General features: G+C 72.0%; 18 protein-coding genes. 6 read left to right on the plus strand and 12 right to left on the minus strand.

Translation table 11 applies throughout. The annotated features are described in order from the left end of the window. Positions 1 to 199 precede the first annotated feature (199 nt). On the minus strand, positions 200 to 1885 hold the full coding sequence (locus KUM03_RS09985; protein ID WP_217246687.1) for a PucR family transcriptional regulator: 1686 nt from the start codon (positions 1883 to 1885) through the stop codon (positions 200 to 202). A gap of 151 nt (positions 1886 to 2036) precedes the next feature. Beyond that, positions 2037 to 4169, minus strand: coding sequence for an ATP-binding protein (locus tag KUM03_RS09990; protein WP_217246688.1), 2133 nt, complete (start codon positions 4167 to 4169; stop codon positions 2037 to 2039). Between the two features lie 291 nt (positions 4170 to 4460). Here KUM03_RS09990 and gabT point away from each other — a divergent pair, with 291 nt between their 5' ends. Beyond that, positions 4461 to 5795, plus strand: coding sequence for a 4-aminobutyrate--2-oxoglutarate transaminase (gabT, locus tag KUM03_RS09995; protein ID WP_217246689.1), 1335 nt, complete (start codon positions 4461 to 4463; stop codon positions 5793 to 5795). A 436-nt stretch (positions 5796 to 6231) separates the two neighbouring features. Next, a complete protein-coding gene (locus KUM03_RS10000; protein WP_217246690.1) occupies positions 6232 to 6918 on the plus strand; it encodes a phosphatase PAP2 family protein in 687 nt (228 codons plus the stop codon). Here the strand turns inward: KUM03_RS10000 and KUM03_RS10005 are convergent. The 8 genes from KUM03_RS10005 to KUM03_RS10040 all read right to left on the minus strand — a co-directional run bounded on the left by KUM03_RS10005 (position 6857) and on the right by KUM03_RS10040 (position 16560). Next, complete coding sequence (locus tag KUM03_RS10005) at positions 6857 to 8671, minus strand: chitinase (protein WP_217246691.1); 1815 nt, start codon at positions 8669 to 8671, stop codon at positions 6857 to 6859. The genes KUM03_RS10000 and KUM03_RS10005 overlap by 62 nt on opposite strands. Positions 8672 to 8758: 87 nt before the next feature. Beyond that, a complete protein-coding gene (locus KUM03_RS10010) occupies positions 8759 to 9217 on the minus strand; it encodes a hypothetical protein (RefSeq protein ID WP_217246692.1) in 459 nt (152 codons plus the stop codon). 123 nt (positions 9218 to 9340) lie between these two features. Continuing rightward, positions 9341 to 10768 (minus strand): FAD-binding oxidoreductase, encoded by a 1428-nt coding sequence (locus KUM03_RS10015; protein WP_217246693.1) that lies wholly within the window; start codon positions 10766 to 10768, stop codon positions 9341 to 9343. A 47-nt stretch (positions 10769 to 10815) separates the two neighbouring features. Beyond that, positions 10816 to 11616 (minus strand): ABC transporter permease, encoded by an 801-nt coding sequence (locus tag KUM03_RS10020; RefSeq protein ID WP_217246694.1) that lies wholly within the window; start codon positions 11614 to 11616, stop codon positions 10816 to 10818. Beyond that, complete coding sequence (locus KUM03_RS10025; protein ID WP_217246695.1) at positions 11617 to 12546, minus strand: ABC transporter permease; 930 nt, start codon at positions 12544 to 12546, stop codon at positions 11617 to 11619. Next, on the minus strand, positions 12546 to 13715 hold the full coding sequence (locus KUM03_RS10030) for an ABC transporter ATP-binding protein (protein ID WP_217246863.1): 1170 nt from the start codon (positions 13713 to 13715) through the stop codon (positions 12546 to 12548). Before KUM03_RS10030 ends, KUM03_RS10025 begins: the two co-directional genes overlap by 1 nt. Before the next feature lie 5 nt (positions 13716 to 13720). Then, positions 13721 to 14968, minus strand: a complete 1248-nt coding sequence (locus tag KUM03_RS10035; RefSeq protein WP_217246696.1) for a spermidine/putrescine ABC transporter substrate-binding protein — start codon at positions 14966 to 14968, stop codon at positions 13721 to 13723. Between the two features lie 56 nt (positions 14969 to 15024). Continuing rightward, positions 15025 to 16560, minus strand: a complete 1536-nt coding sequence (locus KUM03_RS10040) for a gamma-aminobutyraldehyde dehydrogenase (protein ID WP_217246697.1) — start codon at positions 16558 to 16560, stop codon at positions 15025 to 15027. A gap of 203 nt (positions 16561 to 16763) precedes the next feature. Between KUM03_RS10040 and KUM03_RS10045 the strand changes: the two genes are divergently transcribed. Then, complete coding sequence (locus KUM03_RS10045) at positions 16764 to 17363, plus strand: NADAR family protein (RefSeq protein ID WP_217246698.1); 600 nt, start codon at positions 16764 to 16766, stop codon at positions 17361 to 17363. 54 nt (positions 17364 to 17417) lie between these two features. Here KUM03_RS10045 and KUM03_RS10050 read toward each other — a convergent pair whose 3' ends face one another. Beyond that, the gene (locus KUM03_RS10050) at positions 17418 to 18110 is read right to left on the minus strand and encodes a DUF4190 domain-containing protein (RefSeq protein WP_217246699.1); all 693 of its coding nucleotides are present in this window, start codon (positions 18108 to 18110) and stop codon (positions 17418 to 17420) included. 154 nt (positions 18111 to 18264) lie between these two features. Between KUM03_RS10050 and KUM03_RS10055 the strand changes: the two genes are divergently transcribed. The 3 genes from KUM03_RS10055 (at position 18265) to KUM03_RS10065 (ending at position 21371) form a co-directional block, all read left to right on the plus strand. Further along, positions 18265 to 19326: an adenosine deaminase gene (locus KUM03_RS10055; RefSeq protein ID WP_217246700.1), complete on the plus strand. Its 1062-nt coding sequence runs from the start codon at positions 18265 to 18267 to the stop codon at positions 19324 to 19326. A gap of 14 nt (positions 19327 to 19340) precedes the next feature. Beyond that, complete coding sequence (locus KUM03_RS10060; protein ID WP_217246701.1) at positions 19341 to 20054, plus strand: glycerophosphodiester phosphodiesterase; 714 nt, start codon at positions 19341 to 19343, stop codon at positions 20052 to 20054. A gap of 156 nt (positions 20055 to 20210) precedes the next feature. Continuing rightward, positions 20211 to 21371 carry a serine hydrolase gene (locus tag KUM03_RS10065; RefSeq protein WP_217246702.1) on the plus strand — a complete coding sequence of 387 codons (1161 nt, stop codon included), beginning with the start codon at positions 20211 to 20213 and terminating at the stop codon, positions 21369 to 21371. A 7-nt stretch (positions 21372 to 21378) separates the two neighbouring features. Here KUM03_RS10065 and KUM03_RS10070 read toward each other — a convergent pair whose 3' ends face one another. Continuing rightward, positions 21379 to 21924, minus strand: coding sequence for an HXXEE domain-containing protein (locus KUM03_RS10070; protein ID WP_217246703.1), 546 nt, complete (start codon positions 21922 to 21924; stop codon positions 21379 to 21381). Between the last annotated feature and the right edge of the window lie 10 nt (positions 21925 to 21934).

Genomic DNA, 21934 nt, shown 5'->3' on the forward strand with positions numbered 1-21934 from the left:
GATGGTGTTTGTCCGGGGTGTAGTGGTGGGGGGCGGGCTGTTCGACGGTGTGGCCAGGTGGGGTGGACGTGGTGGCGCGCGGGTCGCGGCCCGTGGGAGTTTCGCCCCCGCCGCCCCTTCCCTTCCCGTCCCTGGGGGCTGCGCCCCCAGACCCCCGCTTTTCGGCCTGGACGGCCTCGTCCTCAAGCGCCGGACGGGCTTATTCGGGCGACGTTGCCTTCAATGCGAGCCACAGCTCCATCCGGACGTCCGGGTCGTCCAGGGAGCGGCCGAGGATCTCCTCGACCCTCCGCATGCGGTAGCGCAGGGTGTGGCGGTGGACGCCGAGGTCGGCGGCGGCCGCGTCCCACTGGCCGTGGCGGGAGAGCCAGGCGCGCAGGGAGGCCACGAGGTCGCCGCGGCCGGTCGCGTCGTGGTCGCGCAGGGCGCGCAGGAGTCCGTCGGCGAAGGCGCGTACGGCGTCGTCGGCGAGGAGAGGGAGGACGGAGCCGGCCGCCAGGTGTTCGTGTTCCACGCAGACGCGTCCTCGGCGGCGGGCCACCGAGAGGGCCTGTTCGGCCTGTTTGTAGGCGGTGGACGCGGCGATGGGCCCGGAGGGCGCCGAGAGGCCGACGACCAGGCCGTCGACGTCGCCGTTGGGCATCGGTTCGGGCGCGGGGCGGGCGGTCTCCAGCGCGGTCGCGTACTCGGCGCAGGCGGCGACGGCCGCGCCCTGGTCCGTGGCCAGCACGACCAGCCGCTCGCCCTCGGGGACGACGAGCACCGCCTCGCCGGAGCGGGCGGCCGCGGACTCCACGACCTCGGCGAGCGCGCCGAGCGGGTCGCCGTCGGTGTCGGCGGCGGCCAGGGCGGCGGCGGAGGGCTTGGCGGTGGCGGCGGGCACGCGCGCCTGCGGGCCGGCGTGCGCCCGTGCGGCGGACGCCGAGGCCGACTCGGCGACGATGATCCGGAAGGGGGCGTCCAGCAGGCCGCCGTACAGGTCACCGGCGACCGTGCGGGCGTGGTCGGGTTCGCCGGCCAGCAGCATGCGCAGTACGGCCGCGTCGATGCGCTGCCCGGCCTCGTGGAGTGAGCGCGAGCGTTCGGTGGTCAGGGTCAGCAGGGCGATGGCGGAGTGGACGGCGTACCGCTCGGCGGTGCCGGGGGCGGCGGCGGTGCCGACGGCGAGGGCGGAGCGGGGCCTGCGAGAGGTGCCGAGGGAGTGGAGTTCGACGCGGTCGGCGTTCTCGGGGTGGTCCGGGTGTTCGCCGCCGCCGACGACGGAGGAGGCGGGCGCCGGGCGCTCCCGCAGCCGCTGTACGTCCGCGGTGAGGCGTGCGGCCCTGCGGCCGGCCCACTCCGGGGCCGCGGCGACGACGGCGCCCGAGGCGTCGTAGAGCGCCGCCCAGCCGTCGACCTGTGCGGCGAGCGCGGCCAGCAGGCCTTCGGGGCCGTCGGTGAGGGCCTTCTTGGTCAGTTCGCGCTGGGCCGCGAAGCCTGCCGTGACCGCCCGGTACTGGTCGGCGGCGATCGCGGCGGACACGGCCTTGCTGATGGCGAGGAAGGGGGTACGGCGGGGCACCTCCAGCAGCGGCAGCCCTTCCTTGCGGGCCGCTTCGACCAGTGCCTCGGGGATCTCGTCGTAGTTGACGCCGACGGCGAACCCGAGCCCGACCACTCCGGCGCCGGCCAGCCGCTTCACGTACCTGTGCATCACCTCGGGGTCCCCGGCGTCCAGCTTGAGCGCGGTGATGAGCAGCAGTTCCCCGCCCTCCATGTAGGGCACGGGGTCGGCGAGCTCGCTGACGTGGGCCCAGCGCACCGGCACGTCGAGGCGGTCCTCGCCCGCGCGCACGGTCAGCTTGAGCGCGGAGTGGTGGACGAGCGAGGCGAGCGTGGGGGGCATGGGGGCCTGGGCCTTCGGGTCTGCGTCGGTGGGGTGGGCGGGGTGGGGTGGGCGTGCGGTGAGGCGTCTGTGATCTTTTGGCCGTCGCGTATGAACGACCTGTGTCGATTCTGCCTCACTGTACGGTCCCCGGGCGTCCGCCCCGGACAGGTCACCCGCGCAGGTCCACCAGGAGCGGCGGCGCGTGCTCGCCCTTGGCGCTGGTCAGCGACAGCACGGCGTGTCCGGCGGGCACGGCGTGCGCCAGCTCGGACGCCGACCAGCGTTCCCGTTCGACCTGGCGCACGGTCACCGCGCGCGCGGTGGGCGCCTTCCCGGTGATCACCCGGCGGAGCATATGGACGGCCTTGCCCGCCGGGGTCTCGGCGATGATCTGCCGGTCGGTGACGTCCCGGGCCTCGGTCCACTCCTTGCCCCACACCTCGGCGAAGTCCTGCCCGTCCCAGGGGGTGAGCCCGGACAGCGCCATCCGGCAGCCGATGGCCCCGAGCAGCGGCCCGCGCAGGGGGCGCGGTACGTCGTCCAGGGTTCGCAGCGTCAGGACGACCCCCGCTCCCGCCGAACGCAGCCGCTGCACGCCCCGTACGGCCTCCGGCGTCACCACGCCGCTCGCGTCGTCGAGTACCAGGCAGGCGAAGAGCGACCGGTCCTCCCGCACCGTGACGCTCGCCGTGAACTGGGCGAGGATCAGCCGGGCCAGGATCCGGGAGGCGTCGGCGTGCCCGCGCTCGGGCAGGTCGACGCGGACCCGGACGGGGTGGTCGAGGGCCTTGAGCGAGAAGGGGCGGGACTGTCCCGAGGTGTCGAAGAACGGGGCGAAGGCGGGCCGGTCGAGCAGCGCCACCCGGTCGGCCAGCACGCCGCCCACGTCCCCGGGGTTGCCGATCTGCCGCTCGCGGGCGTCCAGCTCGCGCAGCAGGGAGTCCTGGCCGGCCGCCCGCAGCTTCTGGCGCAGTTCGGACAGTGGTCCGGGGGTGCCGTCGAGCAGCTGCCGCAGCTCCGGGACGCCGGGGAAGCGTCCGTGCACGGCGTGGAAGGGGCCGAGGAGCTGGGCGAGGACGGTGGCGGAGCGGCGGGTGTCGCCGCCGGCGTGCGGGTCGGCGAGGTCGCCGACCAGGGCTTCGGCGAGGACGACGGCGGCCTCGTCCGGGTCGGTGGTGCCGCCGTACAGGTCGAGGTCGTACACGGAGTCGGGGTTGCCGATCCGTACGACCACGTCGTAGGCGTCGGCCGGGCCGTGGTCCGCGCCCGCGGCGCCGACGACGACGACCGCGGCGCGTCCGGCGAGCGCGTGCAGGCACAGCGACTCGGTGAGCGGTCGCACGAGGCTGCCGGTCTTGCCGGAGCCCGCCGGGCCGACGGCGAGCAGGGATGTGGCGAGCAGGTCGGGGCCGAGGGCGAGGCCGGCGCCTCGGTAGGCGTAGGGGTTGCGGGCGTCGTCGGCGGCGGTGCCGATGCGGACCTGCCCGGTGACCAGGTCGTGCCGGGCCTGGCGGACGGGCAGGTCGCGGGCGCCGGAGGGGTGCGGGCAGGCGCCGGAGCCGTGGGTGAGCACCGCGTTCGTGAAGGTGGCCAGGGTGTGCCGCCCGCTGCGCACGCCCTGCCAGGCGCGGGTGATGCGGGCGTGGTCGACGTCCCGCATGAGGCCCTGGCGCGCTTCCGTGGCGAGCCGATCGGCGGCGTCGTGGGCACCGGCGGCGCGCAGGGCGGGCCACTCGGCGGGGTCCTCGCCGGGTGCCGACTGCGGCTCGCGCTGCTCGGGGCGGCGCAGCCGGGGCCTGACGAGACGGCGCCACACCTCGTCCCAGCGGCCCAGCCGGCCGACTCCGATCATGATCGCGAGTACGACGAGCAGGGTGTAGCCGTCCCAGACGACGAGGTTGACGAGCTGGCTGTCGCTGGTGCGCCACGAGTCCGGCGTGAGCAGTTCCAGGGGGAGGATCCACCAGCCGCCCAGGTAGCCGTTGGCGAGGAGCGACCAGATGAGCCACCCGACCAGGAAGGCGATCAGTGCCCCGCTCAGCAGCTGCCGGGTGGGCAGCTGTTCCGGTTCCTCGTCCGGCCGGGCCCGGTGCCCGAACCGCCATACGCCGGGCAGCGCCTCGGGACGGGCGGTCCGCAGCCACGCCACGAACGCGGAACCGTCCGGCAGGGGCGGCGCTCCCGGGGGCGCCGGGGGTCGCGGTGGCACCGAGGGCGCCGACGGCACCTCGGGTGGCCCCGCCGGGCGCGGCACAGGATTCGCATGCGTACCCCGCGCGTCCCGCATCCCGTCGCTGTCCATCGCCCTTGCCCCCTGACCAGCCGCTCCGTCCACCATCAGCGAGCCAATCTAACGCCCTCCCATGGGGAGTTCACCGCTTACGCGGCCGGGCCCGCGTCGACGTGTCCACAGGTCGCCGTATCCACCACATGTCCATCACGGACAACGGGCACCGCGGACAACGCCCACATGGAGCATGCCCGCTCCCCCGTCCCGGTCCTAGCCTGCGAGAAAAGAAGGCAAGCGCCGTAAGACCCCGCAGACCCGCAGATCCCGCAGATCCCGCAGATCGCGCAAGACCCAGGAGCCCCCATGACCGCACTTGAGCAGGAGCGCCGCGTCGTCACCGCCATCCCCGGCCCGAAGTCGCAGGAGCTGCAGGCCCGCCGCACGGCCGTGGTCGCGCAGGGTGTGGGCTCCACACTGCCGGTGTTCGTCACCCGCGCCGGCGGCGGCGTCATCGAGGACGTCGACGGCAACCGCCTGATCGACTTCGGCTCCGGCATCGCCGTGACCTCCGTCGGCGCCTCCGCCGAGGCCGTCGTACGCAAGGCGTCCGCGCAGCTCGCCGACTTCACCCACACCTGTTTCATGGTGACGCCGTACGAGGGCTACGTCGCCGTCGCGGAGGCGCTGGCCGAGCTGACGCCGGGCGACCACGCCAAGAAGTCGGCGCTGTTCAACAGCGGCGCCGAGGCGGTCGAGAACGCCGTCAAGATCGCGCGTGCGTACACCAAGCGGCAGGCCGTGGTCGTCTTCGACCACGGCTACCACGGCCGCACCAACCTCACCATGGCGCTGACCGCGAAGAACATGCCGTACAAGCACGGCTTCGGTCCCTTCGCGCCCGAGGTGTACCGCGTGCCGGTCGCCTACGGCTACCGCTGGCCGACCGGCGCGGAGAACGCCGGCCCGGAGGCCGCCGCCCAGGCGATCGAGCAGATCAGCAAGCAGGTCGGCGCCGAGAACGTGGCCGCGATCATCATCGAGCCGGTGCTCGGCGAGGGCGGCTTCATCGAGCCGGCCAAGGGCTTCCTGCCCGCGGTCCGCCAGTTCGCCGCCGACAACGGCATCGTCTTCGTCGCCGACGAGATCCAGTCCGGCTTCTGCCGCACCGGCCAGTGGTTCGCCTGCGAGGACGAGGGCATCGTCCCGGACCTGATCACCACGGCGAAGGGCATCGCGGGCGGTCTGCCGCTCGCCGCCGTCACCGGCCGCGCCGAGATCATGGACGCCGCGCACGCGGGCGGCCTCGGCGGCACCTACGGCGGCAACCCGGTGGCCTGCGCGGGTGCGCTCGGCGCCATCGAGACGATGAAGGAGCTGGACCTCAACGCCAGGGCCAAGAACATCGAGGCGGTCATGAAGGCGCGCCTGTCCGCCATGGCCGAGAAGTTCGACGTGATCGGCGACGTCCGCGGCCGCGGCGCGATGATCGCCGTCGAGCTGGTCAAGGACCGCGCCACCAAGGAGCCGAACCCGGAGGCGACCGCCGCGCTGGCCAAGGCCTGCCACGCCGAGGGCCTGCTGGTCCTGACCTGTGGCACCTACGGCAACGTGCTGCGCTTCCTGCCCCCGCTGGTGATCGGCGAGGACCTGCTCAACGAGGGTCTCGACATCATCGAGCAGGCCTTCGCCCGCGTCTGAGCGAGCACCTGCGCGAGGACCCGAACGCGCATCTGAGCTGTGTTTCGCACGCCTGGCGCGGCGAACCGCAGAGCGTGTGAAGAACGTGTGCGGGGTGGATGGCAGGACGCCGATGGCCCTGTCCTCGGCCCACCCCCTGCCGTAGGTTCTACGCAGATGAGAGATACACCCGCCCACAGGGGACTGTGGGCGGATCTCAGGCCGAGGCCTCCCCAGCTTCGACCTGGTCGTGCCTCGCGCACACAACCGGAACCCGTGGGTTCCGGGTCTCCTCACCGATCGGACGGTCGCCCGCCCCAAACCCCCCGGGGCGCGCGGCGTTCCGGTCAGGACGGCCGCCTCGGCACCCGGGACGGTGGTTCACCGAAGGGCCGGCACACTCCCCCCCTTGTGCCGGCCCTTCGGTGCGTCCGGCGGGCCTGCGAAGCTGGGCGTCATGCCGGTCTCCCCACCTCGCGCGCTGTCCGCCCTCCTCGCGCCGCCCGTCCTCCTCTTCGCGCTGATCACCTGGCAGGTCCTCGCCGACGGCCCGCTGATCGGCGTGGACGAGCGGCTGAGCAGGGCGCTCGTCCACCCGGACCGGCTCTCCGAGCTGCTGGCCGACCTCGGCAACGTGCAGGTGGCCGTGCCGGTCCTCGCCGTCGCGCTGGCGTACGTCGCGTGGCACGGGCGCGCCGGTGGTGCGGACCGGTGGTGGCTGCCGCCCCTCGCCGGGGCCCTGGCGATGGCCCTGGTGCCGGTGCTGGTCGCCCCGCTGAAGGCGTGGACCGACCGCCCCGGCACCCCGGCGGTGCCGCCGGCCGTCGGCTACTACCCCTCCGGTCACACCGCGACCGCCCTCGTCGCGTACGGCGCGGCGACGCTGCTGCTCCTGCCGCTGCTGCGCTCGCCCGCCGCCCGTCGGGTGCTGGTGGCGCTGTGCGCGGTCCTCGTCCTCGGCGCCTCCTACGGGCTGGTGCGCCGCGGCTACCACTGGCCGCTGGACGTGGTGGCGAGCTGGTGTCTGGGCGCGGTGCTGCTGGCCGGGGTCGCGCGGGTGGCCAGCCGCACCGCGCCGCCGGTCACCCGAAGTACGCGTCGAAGTTCTTCTGGAACTCCCAGTTCGAGTAGCGGTCCCAGTTGATCGACCAGGTCATCAGGCCGCGCAGGGCGGGCCAGGTGCCGTGGGTCGCGTACGAGCCGCAGTCGGTCTTCTTGGTCAGGCAGTTCAGGGCCTTGTTCACCTCGGCCGGGGGGACGTGACCGTTGCCCGCGTTGGTGGAGGCCGGCATGCCGATGGCGACCTGGTCGGGGCGCAGGGGCGGGAAGACGTTGGCCGCGTCGCCCGCGACCGGGAAGCCGGTGAGCAGCATGTCCGTCATGGCGATGTGGAAGTCGGCGCCGCCCATGGAGTGGTACTGGTTGTCCAGGCCCATGATCGGGCCCGAGTTGTAGTCCTGGACGTGCAGGAGGGTCAGGTCGTCGCGCAGGGCGTGGATGACCGGCAGGTAGGCGCCCGCGCGCGGGTCCTGGCCGCCCCACTTGCCGGTGCCGTAGTACTGGTAGCCGAGCTGGACGAAGAAGGTCTCCGGGGCCATCGTCAGCACGAAGTCGTCGCCGTACTTGGCCTTGAGGGTCTTCAGGGCCGAGATGAGGTTGACGATGACCGGGGTGGTCGGGTTCTTGAAGTCGGTGTCGTCGGCGTTCAGGGACAGCGAGTGGCCCTCGAAGTCGATGTCGAGGCCGTCGAGGCCGTACTCGTCGATGATCGCGGAGACGGACGAGACGAACTTGTCGCGGGCGGCGGTGGTGGTGAGCTGCACCTGGCCGTTCTGGCCGCCGATGGAGATCAGCACCTTCTTGCCGGCCGCCTGCTTGGCCTCGATCGCCGCCTTGAACTCGGCGTCGGACTCCACGTTCGGGCACTCCGTGACCGGGCAGCGCTCGAAGCGGATGTCGCCGGAGGTGACCGAGGTGGGCTCGCCGAAGGCGAGGTCGATGATGTCCCAGCTGTCGGGGACGTCGGCCAGGCGGGTGTAGCCGGAGCCGTTGGCGAAGCTGGCGTGGAGGTAGCCGACCAGGGCGTGGGCCGGGAGGTCGGAGCCGCCGCCGTCCGACTGCTCGGCGGTGGTCGCGGTGACCGTGGCCGAGCGCGCGGACTCCCCGGCGTCGTTGACGGCCGTGATCTGGAAGGCGTACGCCGTCGAGGGGGTCAGGCCGGTGACGGTGGTGGAGGTGCCGGTGACGGTGCGGACCTTGGTGCCGTCGCGGTAGACGGCGTAGCTCGTCGCGCCCGGGACGGGTGGCCAGGACAGGGCGACGGTGGACGAGGTGACAGAGCCCGTCGTCAGACCGGTGGGGGGCGCCGGGGGCTGTCCCGTCTCCCCTCCCGGGCCGGTGAGTGAGATGTCGTCGGCGTGGTAGGCGCCGGTGCCGTACCAGCCGTGGGTGTAGATCGTGACCCGGGTGGTGGAGGGGCCGGTGCGGAAGGTGGTCGTGAGCTGCTGCCAGTCGGGGGCGGACTGGGCCCAGGTGGAGACGTCGGTGGTGCCGGTGCCGCTCGCGCCGAGATAGACGTAGGTGCCGCGGACGTGGCCGGTCAGCGTGTACTGGGAGTCCGGTTTCACGGTCACCGTCTGGGAGCAGCGGGCGTTGTCGGCGCCGGCCGGGGTGGCCTTGAGGGCCGCGGTGCCGCCGTGGACGGGTGAGGTGACGGTCGTGCCGGCCGTGCAGGTCCAGCCGTCGAGGCCGGACTCGAAGCCGCCGTTGCGTGCGAGGTCCGCGTCGGCCGCACGGGCGGCCGACGTGAGCGCGGTCGTGCCGGACGCGGCGAGCGCGGCGGCGGTGAGCAGGGTGACGAGGGGGCGGCGACGGGCGAACGGTCTGGAGCGTTCCACAAGTGCCTCCGGACATGGGGGAGATGGGGAGGGTGGAGCGCGCCCAACTTGGTCCAGACCAATTCTGTTGTCAACCCCTCGCGCACCTCACCCGCCGCCGTCCTCCACCGCGAGAGCCGCCGCCGCCTCGTGCATGGCCAGTTCGAGGAGCGACGGATCGGTGAGGGTGCCGGTCCCGTCGGGCGGGATCAGCCAGCGGATGCCGCCCGACGACAGACCTCCCGGGTACGGCACCACGATCCAGGTGCCGAGTCCCGCCGTGCGGACACCGGTGCCCAGCCAGCGGGTCGCCGTGCCGGCCGGCACGAAGAAGCCCGTGCGCGCGTCGCCGAAGTCGACGAGCACCGGGCCCGGCTGGTCCAGGACGCGGGAGAGCACGTCGAGGGTCGGATAGCCGAGCCGGCTCGGCACGATGAGCACGTCCCAGGCCTTGCCGGCGGGCAGCAGCGCGACCCCGAGGGGGTTGCGCTCCCACTCCCGCCGGCAGGACTCGGGATCCGGTGCGACGGATGCCAGCCACGCGACCGCCGTCTTCGCACCAGGCATGTGAAGACCTCCCTTTCACTCGTGGACGCGGGGTGCGTCACGAGGGAGAGGAAGGTCTCCGGCGTGCATTACGCGGGTTGTGGCACCTCGTTGGGGTGAACCGGGTCACAACCGCGCCCGGGCTCAGCTGTCGAAACCGAGCCCCAGCTTGTCCATCGTCCGCAGCCACAGGTTGCGGCGGCCGTCCTGCGCGTCCGCGCGGGCCAGCGACCACTTGGTGAGCGCGATGCCGGTCCAGGCGAAGGGCTCGGGCGGGAACGGCAGCGGCTTCCTGCGGACCATCTCCAGTTCGGTGCGCTCGGTGCGCTCCCCCGACAGCAGGTCGAGCATCACCTCGGCGCCGAACCGGGTCGCGCCCACACCGAGGCCGGTGTACCCGGCGGCGTACGCCACCTTCCCCTGGTGGGCGGTGCCGAAGAACGCCGAGAAGCGGGAGCAGGTGTCGATCGCGCCGCCCCAGGCGTGCGTGAAGCGGACGCCCTCCAGCTGCGGGAAGCAGGTGAAGAAGTGCCCGGCGAGCTTGGCGTAGGTCTCCGGGCGGTCGTCGTACTCGGCGCGCACCCGGCCGCCGTACGGGTAGATGGCGTCGTAGCCGCCCCACAGGATGCGGTTGTCGGAGGACAGCCGGAAGTAGTGGAACTGGTTGGCGCTGTCGCCGAGGCCCTGCCGGTTCTTCCAACCGATCGAGTCCAGTTGCGCGTCGGTGAGCGGCTCGGTCATCAGGGCGTAGTCGTAGACCGGGACGGTGTACGAGCGCACCCGCTTGACGAGGTTCGGGAAGATGTTGGTGCCGAGCGCGACCGTGCGGGCGCGGACGCCGCCGTACGGGGTGCGTACGGCCATGCCGGCGCCGTACGGCCGCAGGGTCAGCGCCGGGGTGTTCTCGTAGACGCGGACGCCGAGGTCGAGGCAGGCGCGCTTGAGGCCCCAGACGAGCCTGGCGGGGTTGACCATGGCCACGCCCCGGCGGTCCCACAGTCCGGCGCGGAAGGTCGGGGAGTCGACCTGTTCCCGTACGGCCTCGGCGTCCAGGTACTCGACGCCGTCGGCCAGGCCCTTGCCGCTGATCTCCGTGTACCAGTCCTTCAGCTCCCGGGCCTGGTACTCCTCGGTCGCCACGTCGATCTCGCCGGTGCGCTCGAACTCGCAGTCCAGACCGTGACGGGCGACCGCCTCCTCGATGGCGTCGAGGTTGCGGACCCCCAGCTCCTCCAGCTTGTGGATCTCGTCGGGCCAGCGGGTGAGGCCGTTGGAGAGGCCGTGGGTGAGGGAGGCGGCGCAGAATCCGCCGTTGCGGCCGGAGGCGGCCCAGCCCACCTCGCGGCCCTCCAGCAGCACCACGTCCCGCCCCGGGTCGCGCTCCTTGGCGATCAGCGCGGTCCACAGTCCGCTGTACCCGCCGCCGACGACCAGCAGGTCGCAGGTCTCGGGGCCGGTGAGGGCGGGCCGGGGGCGGGGGCGGCCGGGGTCGTCCAGCCAGTACGGGACCGGCTGGGCGTCGGAGAGGGATTTCGTCCAGTCGTTGCTGCGGCTCATGGCGCTCGGGGCCATGATTTCAACTCCCTACGAATACACTGATGTGCTTTGTGCCGTACGGCTTACGCCTTGCGGCGGTTTCGGCGGTTGCCGATGACCATGGAGGCCAGGACGAACAGTACGGCGATCACGAACATGGCCGTACCGATGACGTTGATCTGAACGGGCGTGCCGCGCTGGGCCGATCCCCACACGAACATGGGGAAAGTGACGGTGGAGCCCGCGTTGAAATTGGTGATGATGAAATCGTCGAAGGAGAGCGCGAAGGCGAGCAGCGCGCCGGCGGCGATTCCGGGGGCGGCGATGGGCAGCGTGACCCGGACGAAGGTCTGGAAGGGACCGGCGTACAGGTCCTGCGCGGCCTGCTCCAGCCTCGGGTCCATCGACATCACGCGCGCCTTGACCGCCGTCACGACGAAGCTGAGACAGAACATGATGTGGGCGATCAGGATCGTCCAGAAGCCCAGCTGGGCGCCCATGTTGAGGAACAGGGTGAGCAGCGAGGCGGCCATCACGACCTCGGGCATCGCCATCGGCAGGAAGATCAGCGAGTTGATCGCGCCGCGCGCCCGGAAGCGGTAGCGGACCAGCGCGAAGGCGATCGCCGTGCCCAGCGCCGTGGCGCCCAGCGTCGCCCAGAAGGCGATCTGGAGACTGATCGACAGGGAGCCGCACAGTCCGGAGACGCCGCAGGGGTCTTTCCAGGCGTCCGTGGAGAACTGCTGCCATGCGTAGTTGAAGCGCCCGTTCGGTTTGTTGAACGAGAACACCGTGACGATGACATTGGGCAGCAGGAGATAGGCGAGCGTCAGCAGTCCGGCGATGACGACCAGATTGCGCTTGAACCAGTTGACGAAGGTCATTTAAACCAGATCCTCCGTGCCGGACTTGCGGATGTAGAAAGTCACCATGGCGAGAATCGCGGCCATCAGAATGAAGGAGAGTGCCGCCGCCGTCGGGTAGTCCAGCACCCGCAGGAACTGGGACTGGATCACGTTTCCGATCATTCCGGTGTCCGCCGAGCCCAGCAGGGAGGCGTTGACGTAGTCGCCGGTGGCCGGGATGAAGGTCAGCAGGGTGCCGGAGACGACGCCGGGCATCGACAGCGGGAAGGTGACCTTGCGGAAGACGGTGGACGGCTTGGCGTACAGGTCGCGCGCCGCCTCGTGCAGCCGTCCGTCGATGCGCTCCAGGGACGTGTACAGCGGCAGGATCATGAAGGGGAGGAAGTTGTACGTCAGACCGCAGACCACCGCGAGTGGTGTGGCCAGCACGCGGTCGCCGGCCGTCCAGCCGAGCCAGCTGGTGACGTCCAGGATGTGCAGCGTGTTCAGGGCGCCGACCACCGGGCCGCCGTCCGCGAGGATCGTCTTCCAGGCCAGGGTGCGGATCAGGAAGCTGGTGAAGAACGGCGCGATCACCAGGATCATGATCAGGTTCCGCCAGCGGCCCGCGCGGAAGGCGATCAGGTAGGCCAGCGGGTAGCCGAGCAGCAGGCACAGCACGGTCGCGGAGGCCGCGTAGGTGACCGAGCGCAGGAACTGCGGCCAGTACTCGGACACCGCGTCCCAGTAGGTCACGAAGTGCCAGGTGACCTTGTAGCCCTCCTCCAGCGAGCCCGTCTGCACGGACGTGGAGGCCTGGTAGACCATCGGCGCCGCGAAGAAGACGAGCAGCCAGAGGATGCCGGGCAGCAGCAGCCAGTACGGCGTCCAGCGACCCCGTTTACGCGGGGGCTTCTGCTCGGGCGCGGGCGGGGAGAGCGGCGGTGGCGCCTCGGTGAGGGTGGACATCAGGCGGCCTCGCCCTCGGTGACGCCCGCGTCGATGTCCTGGGCCGCGTCGAGGCCGAAGGTGTGCGCCGGGTTCCAGTGCAGGACGACGTCGGCGCCGGGGGCGAGGCGGGCGTCGCGGTCGATGTTCTGGGCGTACACCTCGAACTCGGGGCAGGCCGCGCAGTCCACGACGTACTGCGTGGAGACGCCGATGAAACTGGTGTTGCTGATCTTGCCGGTGATGCGGTTGCGGCCCTCGGGGATGGAGCCGGCCTCGTCGGCGTGGGCGATGCTGATCTTCTCCGGGCGCACGCCGACCAGTACCTTGCCACCGGCCTGGGCCGGCGCGGAGCAGCGGGCGCCGGGCAGGACCAGCTTGTCGCCGGCCGCCTTCACCACGACGTCGTCGCCGCTGCGGGTGTCGACCTCGGCCTCGATGAGGTTGGAGGTGCCCAGGAAATTGGCGACGAACGTCGTCCGCGGGTTCTCGTACAGGTCGGCGGGGGCGCCCAGTTGCTCGACCCGGCCCCCGTTCATCACGGCGACCTGGTCGGCCATCGTCATGGCCTCCTCCTGGTCGTGCGTGACGTGCACGAAGGTGATGCCGACCTCGGTCTGGATGCGCTTGAGCTCCAGCTGCATCTGGCGGCGCAGCTTGAGGTCGAGGGCACCGAGCGGTTCGTCGAGGAGCAGCACCTTGGGGTGGTTGATCAGGGCGCGGGCCACCGCGACGCGCTGCTGCTGGCCGCCGGAGAGCTGGTGCGGCTTCTTGCGCGCCTGCTCGCCGAGCTGGACCAGGTCGAGCATCTCCTCGACCTGCTTCTTCACGCTCTTGATGCCGCGCCGGCGCAGACCGAAGGCGACGTTCTCGAAGATGTCGAGGTGCGGGAAGAGGGCGTAGGACTGGAAGACCGTGTTGACCGGCCGTTTGTACGGCGGCAGCGCGGTCACGTCCTGGTCGCCGAGGTGGACGGTGCCGCTGCTGGGCTCCTCCAGTCCGGCGATCATGCGCAGGGTGGTGGTCTTGCCGCAGCCGGAGGCGCCGAGCAGGGCGAAGAAGGAACCCTGGGGCACGGTCAGGTCGAGCGGGTGCACGGCGGTGAAGGAGCCGTAGGTCTTGCTGATGCCGGAGAGGCGGACGTCCCCGCCGGGCTCCGTCGCGTCTGTGCGCGTCTTCATCGTCGTCATCGTCGTCACGCCCCAGTGAGCTTCGCGAACTTCTCTTCGTAGGCCGTCTCTTCCTTCTGGCTCAGTGAGCGGAAGGCACGGGAGAGGGCCTGCATGGCCTTGTCGGGAATGATCAGCGGGTTGTTCGCCGCGTCCTCGTCGATCTTCGCCAGCTCGTCCTTCACTCCGTCCACGGGACAGACGAAGTTGATGTAGGCGGCGAGCTGCGCGGCGGGCCCCGGCTCGTAGTAGTAGTCCATGAGCCGCTCGGCGTTGGTCTTGTGGCGCGCCTTGTTGGGGACCAGCATGTTGTCGCTGGAGGTGATGTATCCGCTGTCCGGGATGACGAAGTCGACGTCGGGGTTGTCCGCCTTGAGCTGGACGACGTCCCCGGCCCAGGCCAGACAGGCCGCGAAGTCGCCCTTGCTGATGTCGGCGGTGTAGTCGTTGCCGGTGAAGCGGCGTATCTGGCCGCTGTCGACGCCCTTCTGGAGCCGGGCGATCGCCGCGTCGTAGTCGTCGTCGGAGAAGCGGGCCGGGTCCTTGCCCATGTCGAGCAGCGTCATGCCGACGGTGTCGCGCATCTCGGTGAGGAAGCCGACCCGCCCCTTGAGCTTCGGGTTGTCGAGCAGGTCGGAGACCGACTTCACCTCGACGCCGTCCAGCGCCTTCTTGTTGTAGGCGATGACGGTCGCGATGCCCTGCCAGGGGTACGAGTAGGCGCGGCCCGGGTCCCAGTCGGGGTCGCGGAACTGCGGCGACAGGTTGGCGAAGGCGTGCGGCAGGTTGGCCGGGTCCAGTTTCTGGACCCAGCCGAGGCGGATCAGCCGGGCGGCGAGCCAGTCGGTGAGCACGATGATGTCGCGCCCGGTCTCCTGGCCCGCGGAGAGCTGGGGCTGGATCTTGCCGAAGAACTCGCTGTTGTCGTTGATGTCCTCGGTGTACTTGACCTTGATGCCGGTGCGCTTGGTGAACGCCTCAAGCGTCGGGTGTCGCCGGCCGCTCTCGTCGACGTCCATGTACTCGGTCCAGTTGGAGAAGGAGACCTCCTTCTCCTCCTTGGACCGGTCGTCGGACGACACGCCGCCCTCGGTCTTGCCGGCCGGCGGGATGCCGCAGGCGCTCAGCGTGCCGAGCCCGCCGACCGCGAGCGCGCCGCCCGCGGAGGCGCGCAGCAGTGAACGGCGGGTGAGGGCGGCCCTGCCGCTGGTGAAACTGCGCCGCATGGCGGCCACTTGGGCCGGGGACAGGCGGTCGGGCTCGTACTGCTCCATGCGCGTGGTTGCCCTTTCGGGTGGGTCGGCCGTGGTCGGCGGCCTCTCGGTCGTGACTATCGGTCCCCGAAGACGGTGCGGTGCCAGTCCTTGGCCGCCACCGCGGTGTTGTCGAACATGACGTGCTTGACCTGCGTGTACTCCTCGAAGGAGTAGGCGGACATGTCCTTGCCGAAGCCGGACGCCTTGTACCCGCCGTGCGGCATCTCGCTGATGATCGGGATGTGGTCGTTGACCCACACGCAGCCCGCCTTGATCTCGCGGGTGGCGCGGTTCGCCCGGTACACGTCCCGGCTCCAGGCGGAGGCGGCGAGCCCGTACGGCGTGTCGTTGGCCAGCCGGATGCCCTCGTCGTCCGTGTCGAAGGGCAGCACGACCAGGACGGGCCCGAAGATCTCGGACTGGACGGCCTCGCTGTCCTGCGCGGCGTCCGCGATGAGGGTGGGCCGGTAGTAGGCGCCATCCTTCAGGTCGCCCTGCGGTGCCTCGCCGCCGCACACCACGCGCGCGTAGGAGCGCGCCCGGTCGACGAAACCGGCGACGCGGTCCCGCTGGACGTGGCTGACCAGCGGGCCGAGGTCGGTGCCGGGGGCGAAGGGGTCGCCGACGCGGACGGTGTCCATGAGGGCGGCGGTCTTCTCGACGAACGCGTCGTACAGGGGCCGCTGCACGTACGCGCGCGTGGCGGCCGTGCAGTCCTGGCCGGTGTTGATGAGCGCGCCCGCGACCGCGCCGTGCACGGCGGCGTCGAGGTCGGCGTCGTCGAAGACGAGGAAGGGCGCCTTGCCGCCGAGCTCCAGGTGCAGGCGCTTCACGGTGGCGGTGGCGACCTCGGCGACGCGCTTGCCGACGGCGGTGGAGCCGGTGAAGGAGGTCATGGCGACGTCCGGGTGGCCGACCAGGTGCTCGCCCGCCTCCCTGCCCGTGCCGGTGATGATGTTGACGACGCCGTCCGGGATACCGGCCTCGGTGGCGGCCTGGGCGAACATCAGGGAGGTCAGCGGGGTGATCTCGGCGGGCTTCAGCACGATGGTGTTGCCCGCGGCGATCGCCGGGAGGATCTTCCAGGCGGCCATCTGGAGCGGGTAGTTCCAGGGCGCGATGGACCCGACGACGCCGATCGGCTCGCGGCGCACGTACGAGGTGTGGTCGCCGGAGTACTCCCCCGCCGACTGGCCCTGGAGGTGCCGGGCGGCGCCGGCGAAGAAGGCCGTGTTGTCGATGCTGCCCGGCACGTCGAACTCGCGGGTCAGCTTCAGCGGCTTCCCGCACTGCAGCGACTCCGCGCGGGCGAAGTCCTCGGCGCGGTCGGCGAGGACGGCGGCGAACCGGTGCAGGGCGTCGGAGCGCTCGCCCGGGGTGGCGCCGGCCCAGCCGGGGAACGCCTCCCGCGCGGCGGCGACGGCCGCGTCGACGTCGTCGGGACCGGCGAGTGCGTAGGTGAGGACCTCGTCGCCGGTCGCCGGGTCGACGACGGTGTGCGTGCGTCCGGAGGTGCCCTTCGTGAGACGGCCCGCGATGTACTGGGCCCCGTCCGCGAAGCGGTCCTGGGCCGGGAATCGGTCCGGGGTGTCGTTGCCCGGGTTGTGCATGTCGGCTCTCCTCGGTCTCCCCATGTACGGGGGCCGGCGTGGCTCAGGCTCGATGTGAGTGCCGATCCTGACAGAGCACTAGGCCACCAACAAGTGATTCCGTTGTTGCCATTTGGTTACGCGACGGAATCTGTCGACCAGGTGTCGAGTCGCCACGGAAAAGGCCGGACGGAGTGTCAGTGGCGCGTGCCAGACTCGCGTGCATGGAGAAGATCACGGGGGCGGAAGGGCACGGGTCGGCGGCGGAGATCACCCACAGCAGAGACGCGCTGGTCGGGCGTATCCGGGCCGGCGAGCGGATCAAGTACCTCTGCTTCTGGGGGCACCGGCCGCGCCCCGACGGCCGGATCGGCCCGAGCTGTCTGAGCCAGTGGTGGCCCTCGCCGTTCACCGTGGCCGGGGTGGAGTACGCGACCGCCGAGCACTGGATGATGGCGGGCAAGGCCAGGCTCTTCGGCGACGCGGAGGCGGAGCGCCGGGTGCTGGCGGCGGAGCATCCCGCCGAGGCCAAGAAGGCGGGGCGGCTGGTGCGCGGCTTCGACGAGGCGGTGTGGGAGCGGGAGCGCTTCTCGATCGTCGTCGAGGGCAGCGTCCACAAGTTCGCCTCGGACGCCGCGCTGCGCGGGTTCCTGCTGAACACGGGCGACCGGGTGCTGGTGGAGGCGAGCCCCGTGGACCGGGTGTGGGGCATCGGCCTGGCCGCGGACGACGAGGCGGCGACGGACCCGGAGCGGTGGCGGGGGCCGAATCTGCTGGGGTTCGCGCTGATGGTGGCGCGGGAGCGGCTGCGCGAAGGCGGCTGACGCCCGCGGTCCGTGCCGCGGGCGTCAGCCGCCTCTGCTCGGCTGTTCAGCCGCTCAGCTCTGCACCTGCGCCGCCACGGAGACCGCCGCCGGGCGCGGGGCGCCGTAGTAGGGGTCCTCGTACTCCGAGTCCTCGTTGATCGCGGCGATGATGCCGACGGCGATCAGGGCCATCACGGCGATGCCGAGAACGATGCCGATGATGCCCATGATGAAGCCGGCCTGGGCCTGTCCGTGGTTGTTGGCCTCGCCGCGCTCGGCCTTACGGCGCCCCTTGACGCCGAAGACCACGGCGAGGATGCCGAGCACCAGCGAGACGATGCCGTACGCGCAGAACATGCAGCAGGCCAGGATGCCGAGCACCATCGCCGCCGTGCCCATGCCGTTCTGCGGGGGCAGCGGGGCGGTGCCCCAGCCGTAGCCGCCCTGGGGATAGGCGGGGTAGCCGTACCCGCCCGGGACACCCGGGCCGCCGGGCGCGATCGGCGGTGGCGGCACCGCGGACTCGGGCGGGGGAAAGCCGGCGGCGGGCATCGAGGCGACGGTGGCCTGGTCGTGCACGGACGGCGGCTGCGCGGACGGCGGCGGCTGCCAGGGCGGCACGTCGCCGGCGGCGGGCGGGGCCGGCTGCTGCGGCACTCCCGTCGCGGCGTCACGGTTCTTGTCCAGCGAGGGCCTGCTCTCCGGGGGCGCCCAAGGATCGTTGGCGCCGTTGGAGTCCCCACCCGGCCGTGTCGCGTCCGTCATTTTCCGTCCCCCTGGGTCGATCGTGCCCGTCATGCTACGGGCCCCGCCCGTCCGGCGTGCGACCGGCCTACGATGATCCCCGTACCACCGATCAGCCGATCACCCGCGTCCCGCCGCCGCCCGCGGCCCGGGGCGCCGTTCCGGGGAGGAACCCTTGACCGAGCACCTCGTCGACCCCGCCGTCCCGCGCGATCTGCACGCCTTCATCGCCGGACTGCCCAAGGCCGAACTGCACGTCCACCACGTCGGCTCCGCCTCCCCGCGCATCGTCTCGGAACTGGCCGCCCGCCACCCGGACTCCAAGGTCCCCACCGACCCCGAGGCCCTGGTCGACTACTTCACCTTCACGGACTTCGCGCACTTCATCGACGTGTACCTGTCCGTCGTCGACCTGATCCGCACCCCCGAGGACGTCCGGCTGCTGACGTACGAGGTGGCCCGCGACATGGCCCGGCAGCAGGTGCGGTACGCCGAGCTGACCATCACCCCGTTCTCGTCCACCCGGCGCGGCATCGACGAGGGCGCCTTCATGGACGCGATCGAGGACGCCCGCAAGGCGGCGGAGTCCGAGTTCGGGACCGTGCTGCGCTGGTGCTTCGACATCCCGGGCGAGGCCGGTCTGGAGTCCGCCGAGGAGACGGCACGGCTCGCCACCGACGACCGGCTCCGTCCCGAGGGCCTGGTCTCCTTCGGGCTCGGCGGACCCGAGATCGGGGTGGCCCGGCCGCAGTTCAAGCCGTACTTCGACCGCGCGATCGCCGCAGGGCTGCACTCGGTGCCGCACGCCGGCGAGACCACCGGCCCGCAGACGGTGTGGGACGCGCTCACCGACCTGCGTGCCGAGCGCATCGGGCACGGCACCAGCTCCGCGCAGGACCCCAAGCTGCTGGCGCACCTCGCCGAGCACCGCATCCCCCTGGAGGTCTGCCCGACCTCCAACATCGCCACCCGCGCGGTGCGCACCCTGGACGAGCACCCCATCAAGGAGTTCGTACGCGCCGGGGTGATCGTGACGATCAACTCCGACGACCCCCCGATGTTCGGCACCGACCTCAACAACGAGTACGCCGTCGCCGCCCGGCTCCTCGACCTCGACGAACGAGGCCTCGCCGACCTGGCGAAGAACGCGGTCGACGCGTCGTTCCTGGACGCGCCGGGCAAGGCGCGGATCAGGGACGAGATCGACACGTACACCTCCGCCTGGCTCGCCTCCTGAGCCGGGTGCCCGCCATGAGTCCCGCACGCGACCTGACCGCCGTGGCCCACCGCGGCGACCCGTACCGCTACCGCGAGAACACGCTCGGCTCGCTGCGCTCCGCGCTCGACCGCGGCGCGGACGCGGTCGAGACCGACGTACGGCTCACCCGCGACGGCGTGCCCGTGCTGCTGCACGACGAGACGCTGAAGCGGCTGTGGCAGCACGACCGGCCGCTGCGGTCCCTGTCGGCCGAGGAGGTGCGCGGGCTGACGGCGGGCAGGGTGCCGACGCTCGCCGAGGCGCTGGCCGCGACCGACGGCAGCCGGCTGATGCTGGACCTGCCGGGCGGGCCGGGCGAGCGGGCGGTGCGGCGCGTCGTGGACGTCGTCCGGGAGTGCGGGGCCCAGGACCGCGTGTACTACACGGCGGGCGCCGCGGCCATGCTCGCCGTGCGCGCCGCCGACCCCGCCGCCGAGATCGCCATGACCTGGACGACGGCGGCACCGCCGCGGCCCGCGCTGCTCGCGGCGGTGCGGCCGCGGTGGCTGAACTACCGGTTCGGACTGGTGACCCGGGCCCTGGCCGAGCGGGTCCACGGCGACGGCTGCCTGCTGTCGGTGTGGACCCCGGACACCCGGCGCTCCATGCGCCGGCTGATCGCGCTGGGCGTCGACTCGATCACCACCAACCGCATCGACACGCTGTGCGCGCTGCGCGACGGCAACGGGGCCACCCCGGCCCCGTAAGGGATGCCCCGCACAACGCTGGTTTCCCATAAGGGAGTTCCCTGATTCCGGCTACAGGGCGGGCGCCCTACTCACCGACGATCCGCCACGGGGCGCGGCGCACAAGGATGATCAACGATCCTTCCGCCGCAACCGCCTTCACCCCTGGAGCAGTCGATGCGTGCCCGTACCCACTCCGTTCTCGCCGCCTCCGTGGTCCTCGCCCTGGCCGCCGGCCCGTTGGCGGCCCCGGCGTTCGCCTCGCCGCCCGCCACGGCCTCCAGCTCCGTCGACCGGGACGGGCCGGACGAGAAGGCACTGCGCGACGCGCTCTCCGTCGTCCCGAACCAGTACGCCACGGCCGCCCTCGTGCGGGTCGGCGACCCGGACGGCGACTGGCACGGCAGCGCGGGCGTGCGCGACCTGGCCGGTGACCGGCCGGCACATCCCGACGCCCGCTTCCGGGCCGGTTCGATCACGAAGGTCGTCACCGCCGCCACCGTCCTGCGGCTCGCGGCGCGGGACGAGATCGACCTGGACGCGCCCGTGCAGGGCTATCTCCCCGACCTGTTCACCCCGGCATTCAAGCAGCCGATCAGCGTGCGCCAACTGCTGAACCACACCAGCGGCATCAAGCCGGGCGACGGTCTCGGCGACGACTTCGCGGAGGTGTACGCGCACCGCTTCGAGACCCTCGCCCCGCAGCAGGTCGCGGCGTCGGCGATCGCCAAGGGACCGGAGGACTTCACTCCGGGGACGCGGCAGCAGTACCTGAACATCAACTACACGATCCTCGGCCTGCTGATCGAGAAGGTGACGGGGCGCTCGTACGCCTCCGTGGCCACGCGCCTGGTCCTACGCCCGGCCGGCATGCACCACACGTACTTCCCCGGCACCGACCCCCGCATCCGGGGCCCGCACAACCGGGGCTACCAGGCGGTGCGGCAGCCGGACGGCACGACGAAGCTCCTCGACGTGACCGAGTGGAACCAGGCGGACCGCTGGGCGGCCGGCGACATGATCTCCACCACCGCCGACCTGGAGAAGCTGCTCACCAATCTGTTCCGGGGAAAGATCGTGCCGCAGCCGGAGCTGGAGGAGATGTTCACGACCCCGGCGGGCGTTCCGGGCGCGCAGCGCAGCGCGGGGCTGGAGTACAAGGAAGTCGACGGCGAGATCTTCTGGGGCAAGTCGGGGTCCCGCTACGGATACAGCGCGCTCATCGGCGGCACCCGCGACCTGAGCCGCACCCTCGTCTGCTCGGTCAACTCCACGGACGCCAAGAGCGCGGATCCGAAGCCGGTCCTCGACGGGATCACCATGGCCGCGCTGAAGTAGTCCCCCGTCAGGCGCCGCGCCCCGCCAGCCGCCGCGCCACCGCGTGCGCCCCGGCCGTCGCCGCGCCCGCGAAACCGAGCCCCACGGCGAGGTCGCGCGGGCGCGTGGCGCGCAGGACACCAGCACGGCGCAGCCGGTGGCGGGCCCAGAGCGTGAACGGGACGACGACGAGCGGCGAGGTCGCGGACCCGGGCGTGTAGCCGCGCACCAGTGCCGCCTGGGCGAGGTGGACCAGGCCGTGCAGACCGAAGGCGTTCAGCGCGGTCTGGTAGGCGGCCGACCGGCCGCCGGTGAGCCGTCCCGCGGCGGACGCGGCGGCCACGACCGCGGCCATCGCCCCGACCGCCACCGCGAACTCCCGCCCGTCGACCGACCCGGCCCGCCGCCACACGGCCTCCGGCACGGAGGGGAACCGTTCCCGCAGGGCGGGCAGCTCACGCCGCCACCAGCCCGGCACGGTCGCCAGTTCCTCGGCGTCGTGCAGCGCCCAGGCGGCCAGCAGCCCGAGCGTGACCGCCGCGCCCACCTTTTCATCGTCCGGTGAATTGATCACATCGGTCAGT

This window comes from Streptomyces sp. AC602_WCS936, from assembly GCF_019049125.1.
Taxonomy (GTDB): Bacteria; Actinomycetota; Actinomycetes; order Streptomycetales; family Streptomycetaceae; genus Streptomyces.

What these genes read in the sequence shown, in the direction of transcription:
- KUM03_RS09985 (WP_217246687.1), bottom strand. Translation starts at nt 1,885, where the DNA reads ATGCCCCCCACGCTCGCCTCGCTCGTCCACCACTCCGCGCTCAAGCTG.
- KUM03_RS09990 (WP_217246688.1), bottom strand. Translation starts at nt 4,169, where the DNA reads ATGGACAGCGACGGGATGCGGGACGCGCGGGGTACGCATGCGAATCCT.
- gabT (WP_217246689.1), top strand. Translation starts at nt 4,461, where the DNA reads ATGACCGCACTTGAGCAGGAGCGCCGCGTCGTCACCGCCATCCCCGGC.
- KUM03_RS10000 (WP_217246690.1), top strand. Translation starts at nt 6,232, where the DNA reads ATGCCGGTCTCCCCACCTCGCGCGCTGTCCGCCCTCCTCGCGCCGCCC.
- KUM03_RS10010 (WP_217246692.1), bottom strand. Translation starts at nt 9,217, where the DNA reads ATGCCTGGTGCGAAGACGGCGGTCGCGTGGCTGGCATCCGTCGCACCG.
- KUM03_RS10015 (WP_217246693.1), bottom strand. Translation starts at nt 10,768, where the DNA reads ATGGCCCCGAGCGCCATGAGCCGCAGCAACGACTGGACGAAATCCCTC.
- KUM03_RS10020 (WP_217246694.1), bottom strand. Translation starts at nt 11,616, where the DNA reads ATGACCTTCGTCAACTGGTTCAAGCGCAATCTGGTCGTCATCGCCGGA.
- KUM03_RS10025 (WP_217246695.1), bottom strand. Translation starts at nt 12,546, where the DNA reads ATGTCCACCCTCACCGAGGCGCCACCGCCGCTCTCCCCGCCCGCGCCC.
- KUM03_RS10030 (WP_217246863.1), bottom strand. Translation starts at nt 13,715, where the DNA reads ATGACGACGATGAAGACGCGCACAGACGCGACGGAGCCCGGCGGGGAC.
- KUM03_RS10035 (WP_217246696.1), bottom strand. Translation starts at nt 14,968, where the DNA reads ATGGAGCAGTACGAGCCCGACCGCCTGTCCCCGGCCCAAGTGGCCGCC.
- KUM03_RS10040 (WP_217246697.1), bottom strand. Translation starts at nt 16,560, where the DNA reads ATGCACAACCCGGGCAACGACACCCCGGACCGATTCCCGGCCCAGGAC.
- KUM03_RS10045 (WP_217246698.1), top strand. Translation starts at nt 16,764, where the DNA reads ATGGAGAAGATCACGGGGGCGGAAGGGCACGGGTCGGCGGCGGAGATC.
- KUM03_RS10050 (WP_217246699.1), bottom strand. Translation starts at nt 18,110, where the DNA reads ATGACGGACGCGACACGGCCGGGTGGGGACTCCAACGGCGCCAACGAT.
- KUM03_RS10060 (WP_217246701.1), top strand. Translation starts at nt 19,341, where the DNA reads ATGAGTCCCGCACGCGACCTGACCGCCGTGGCCCACCGCGGCGACCCG.
- KUM03_RS10065 (WP_217246702.1), top strand. Translation starts at nt 20,211, where the DNA reads ATGCGTGCCCGTACCCACTCCGTTCTCGCCGCCTCCGTGGTCCTCGCC.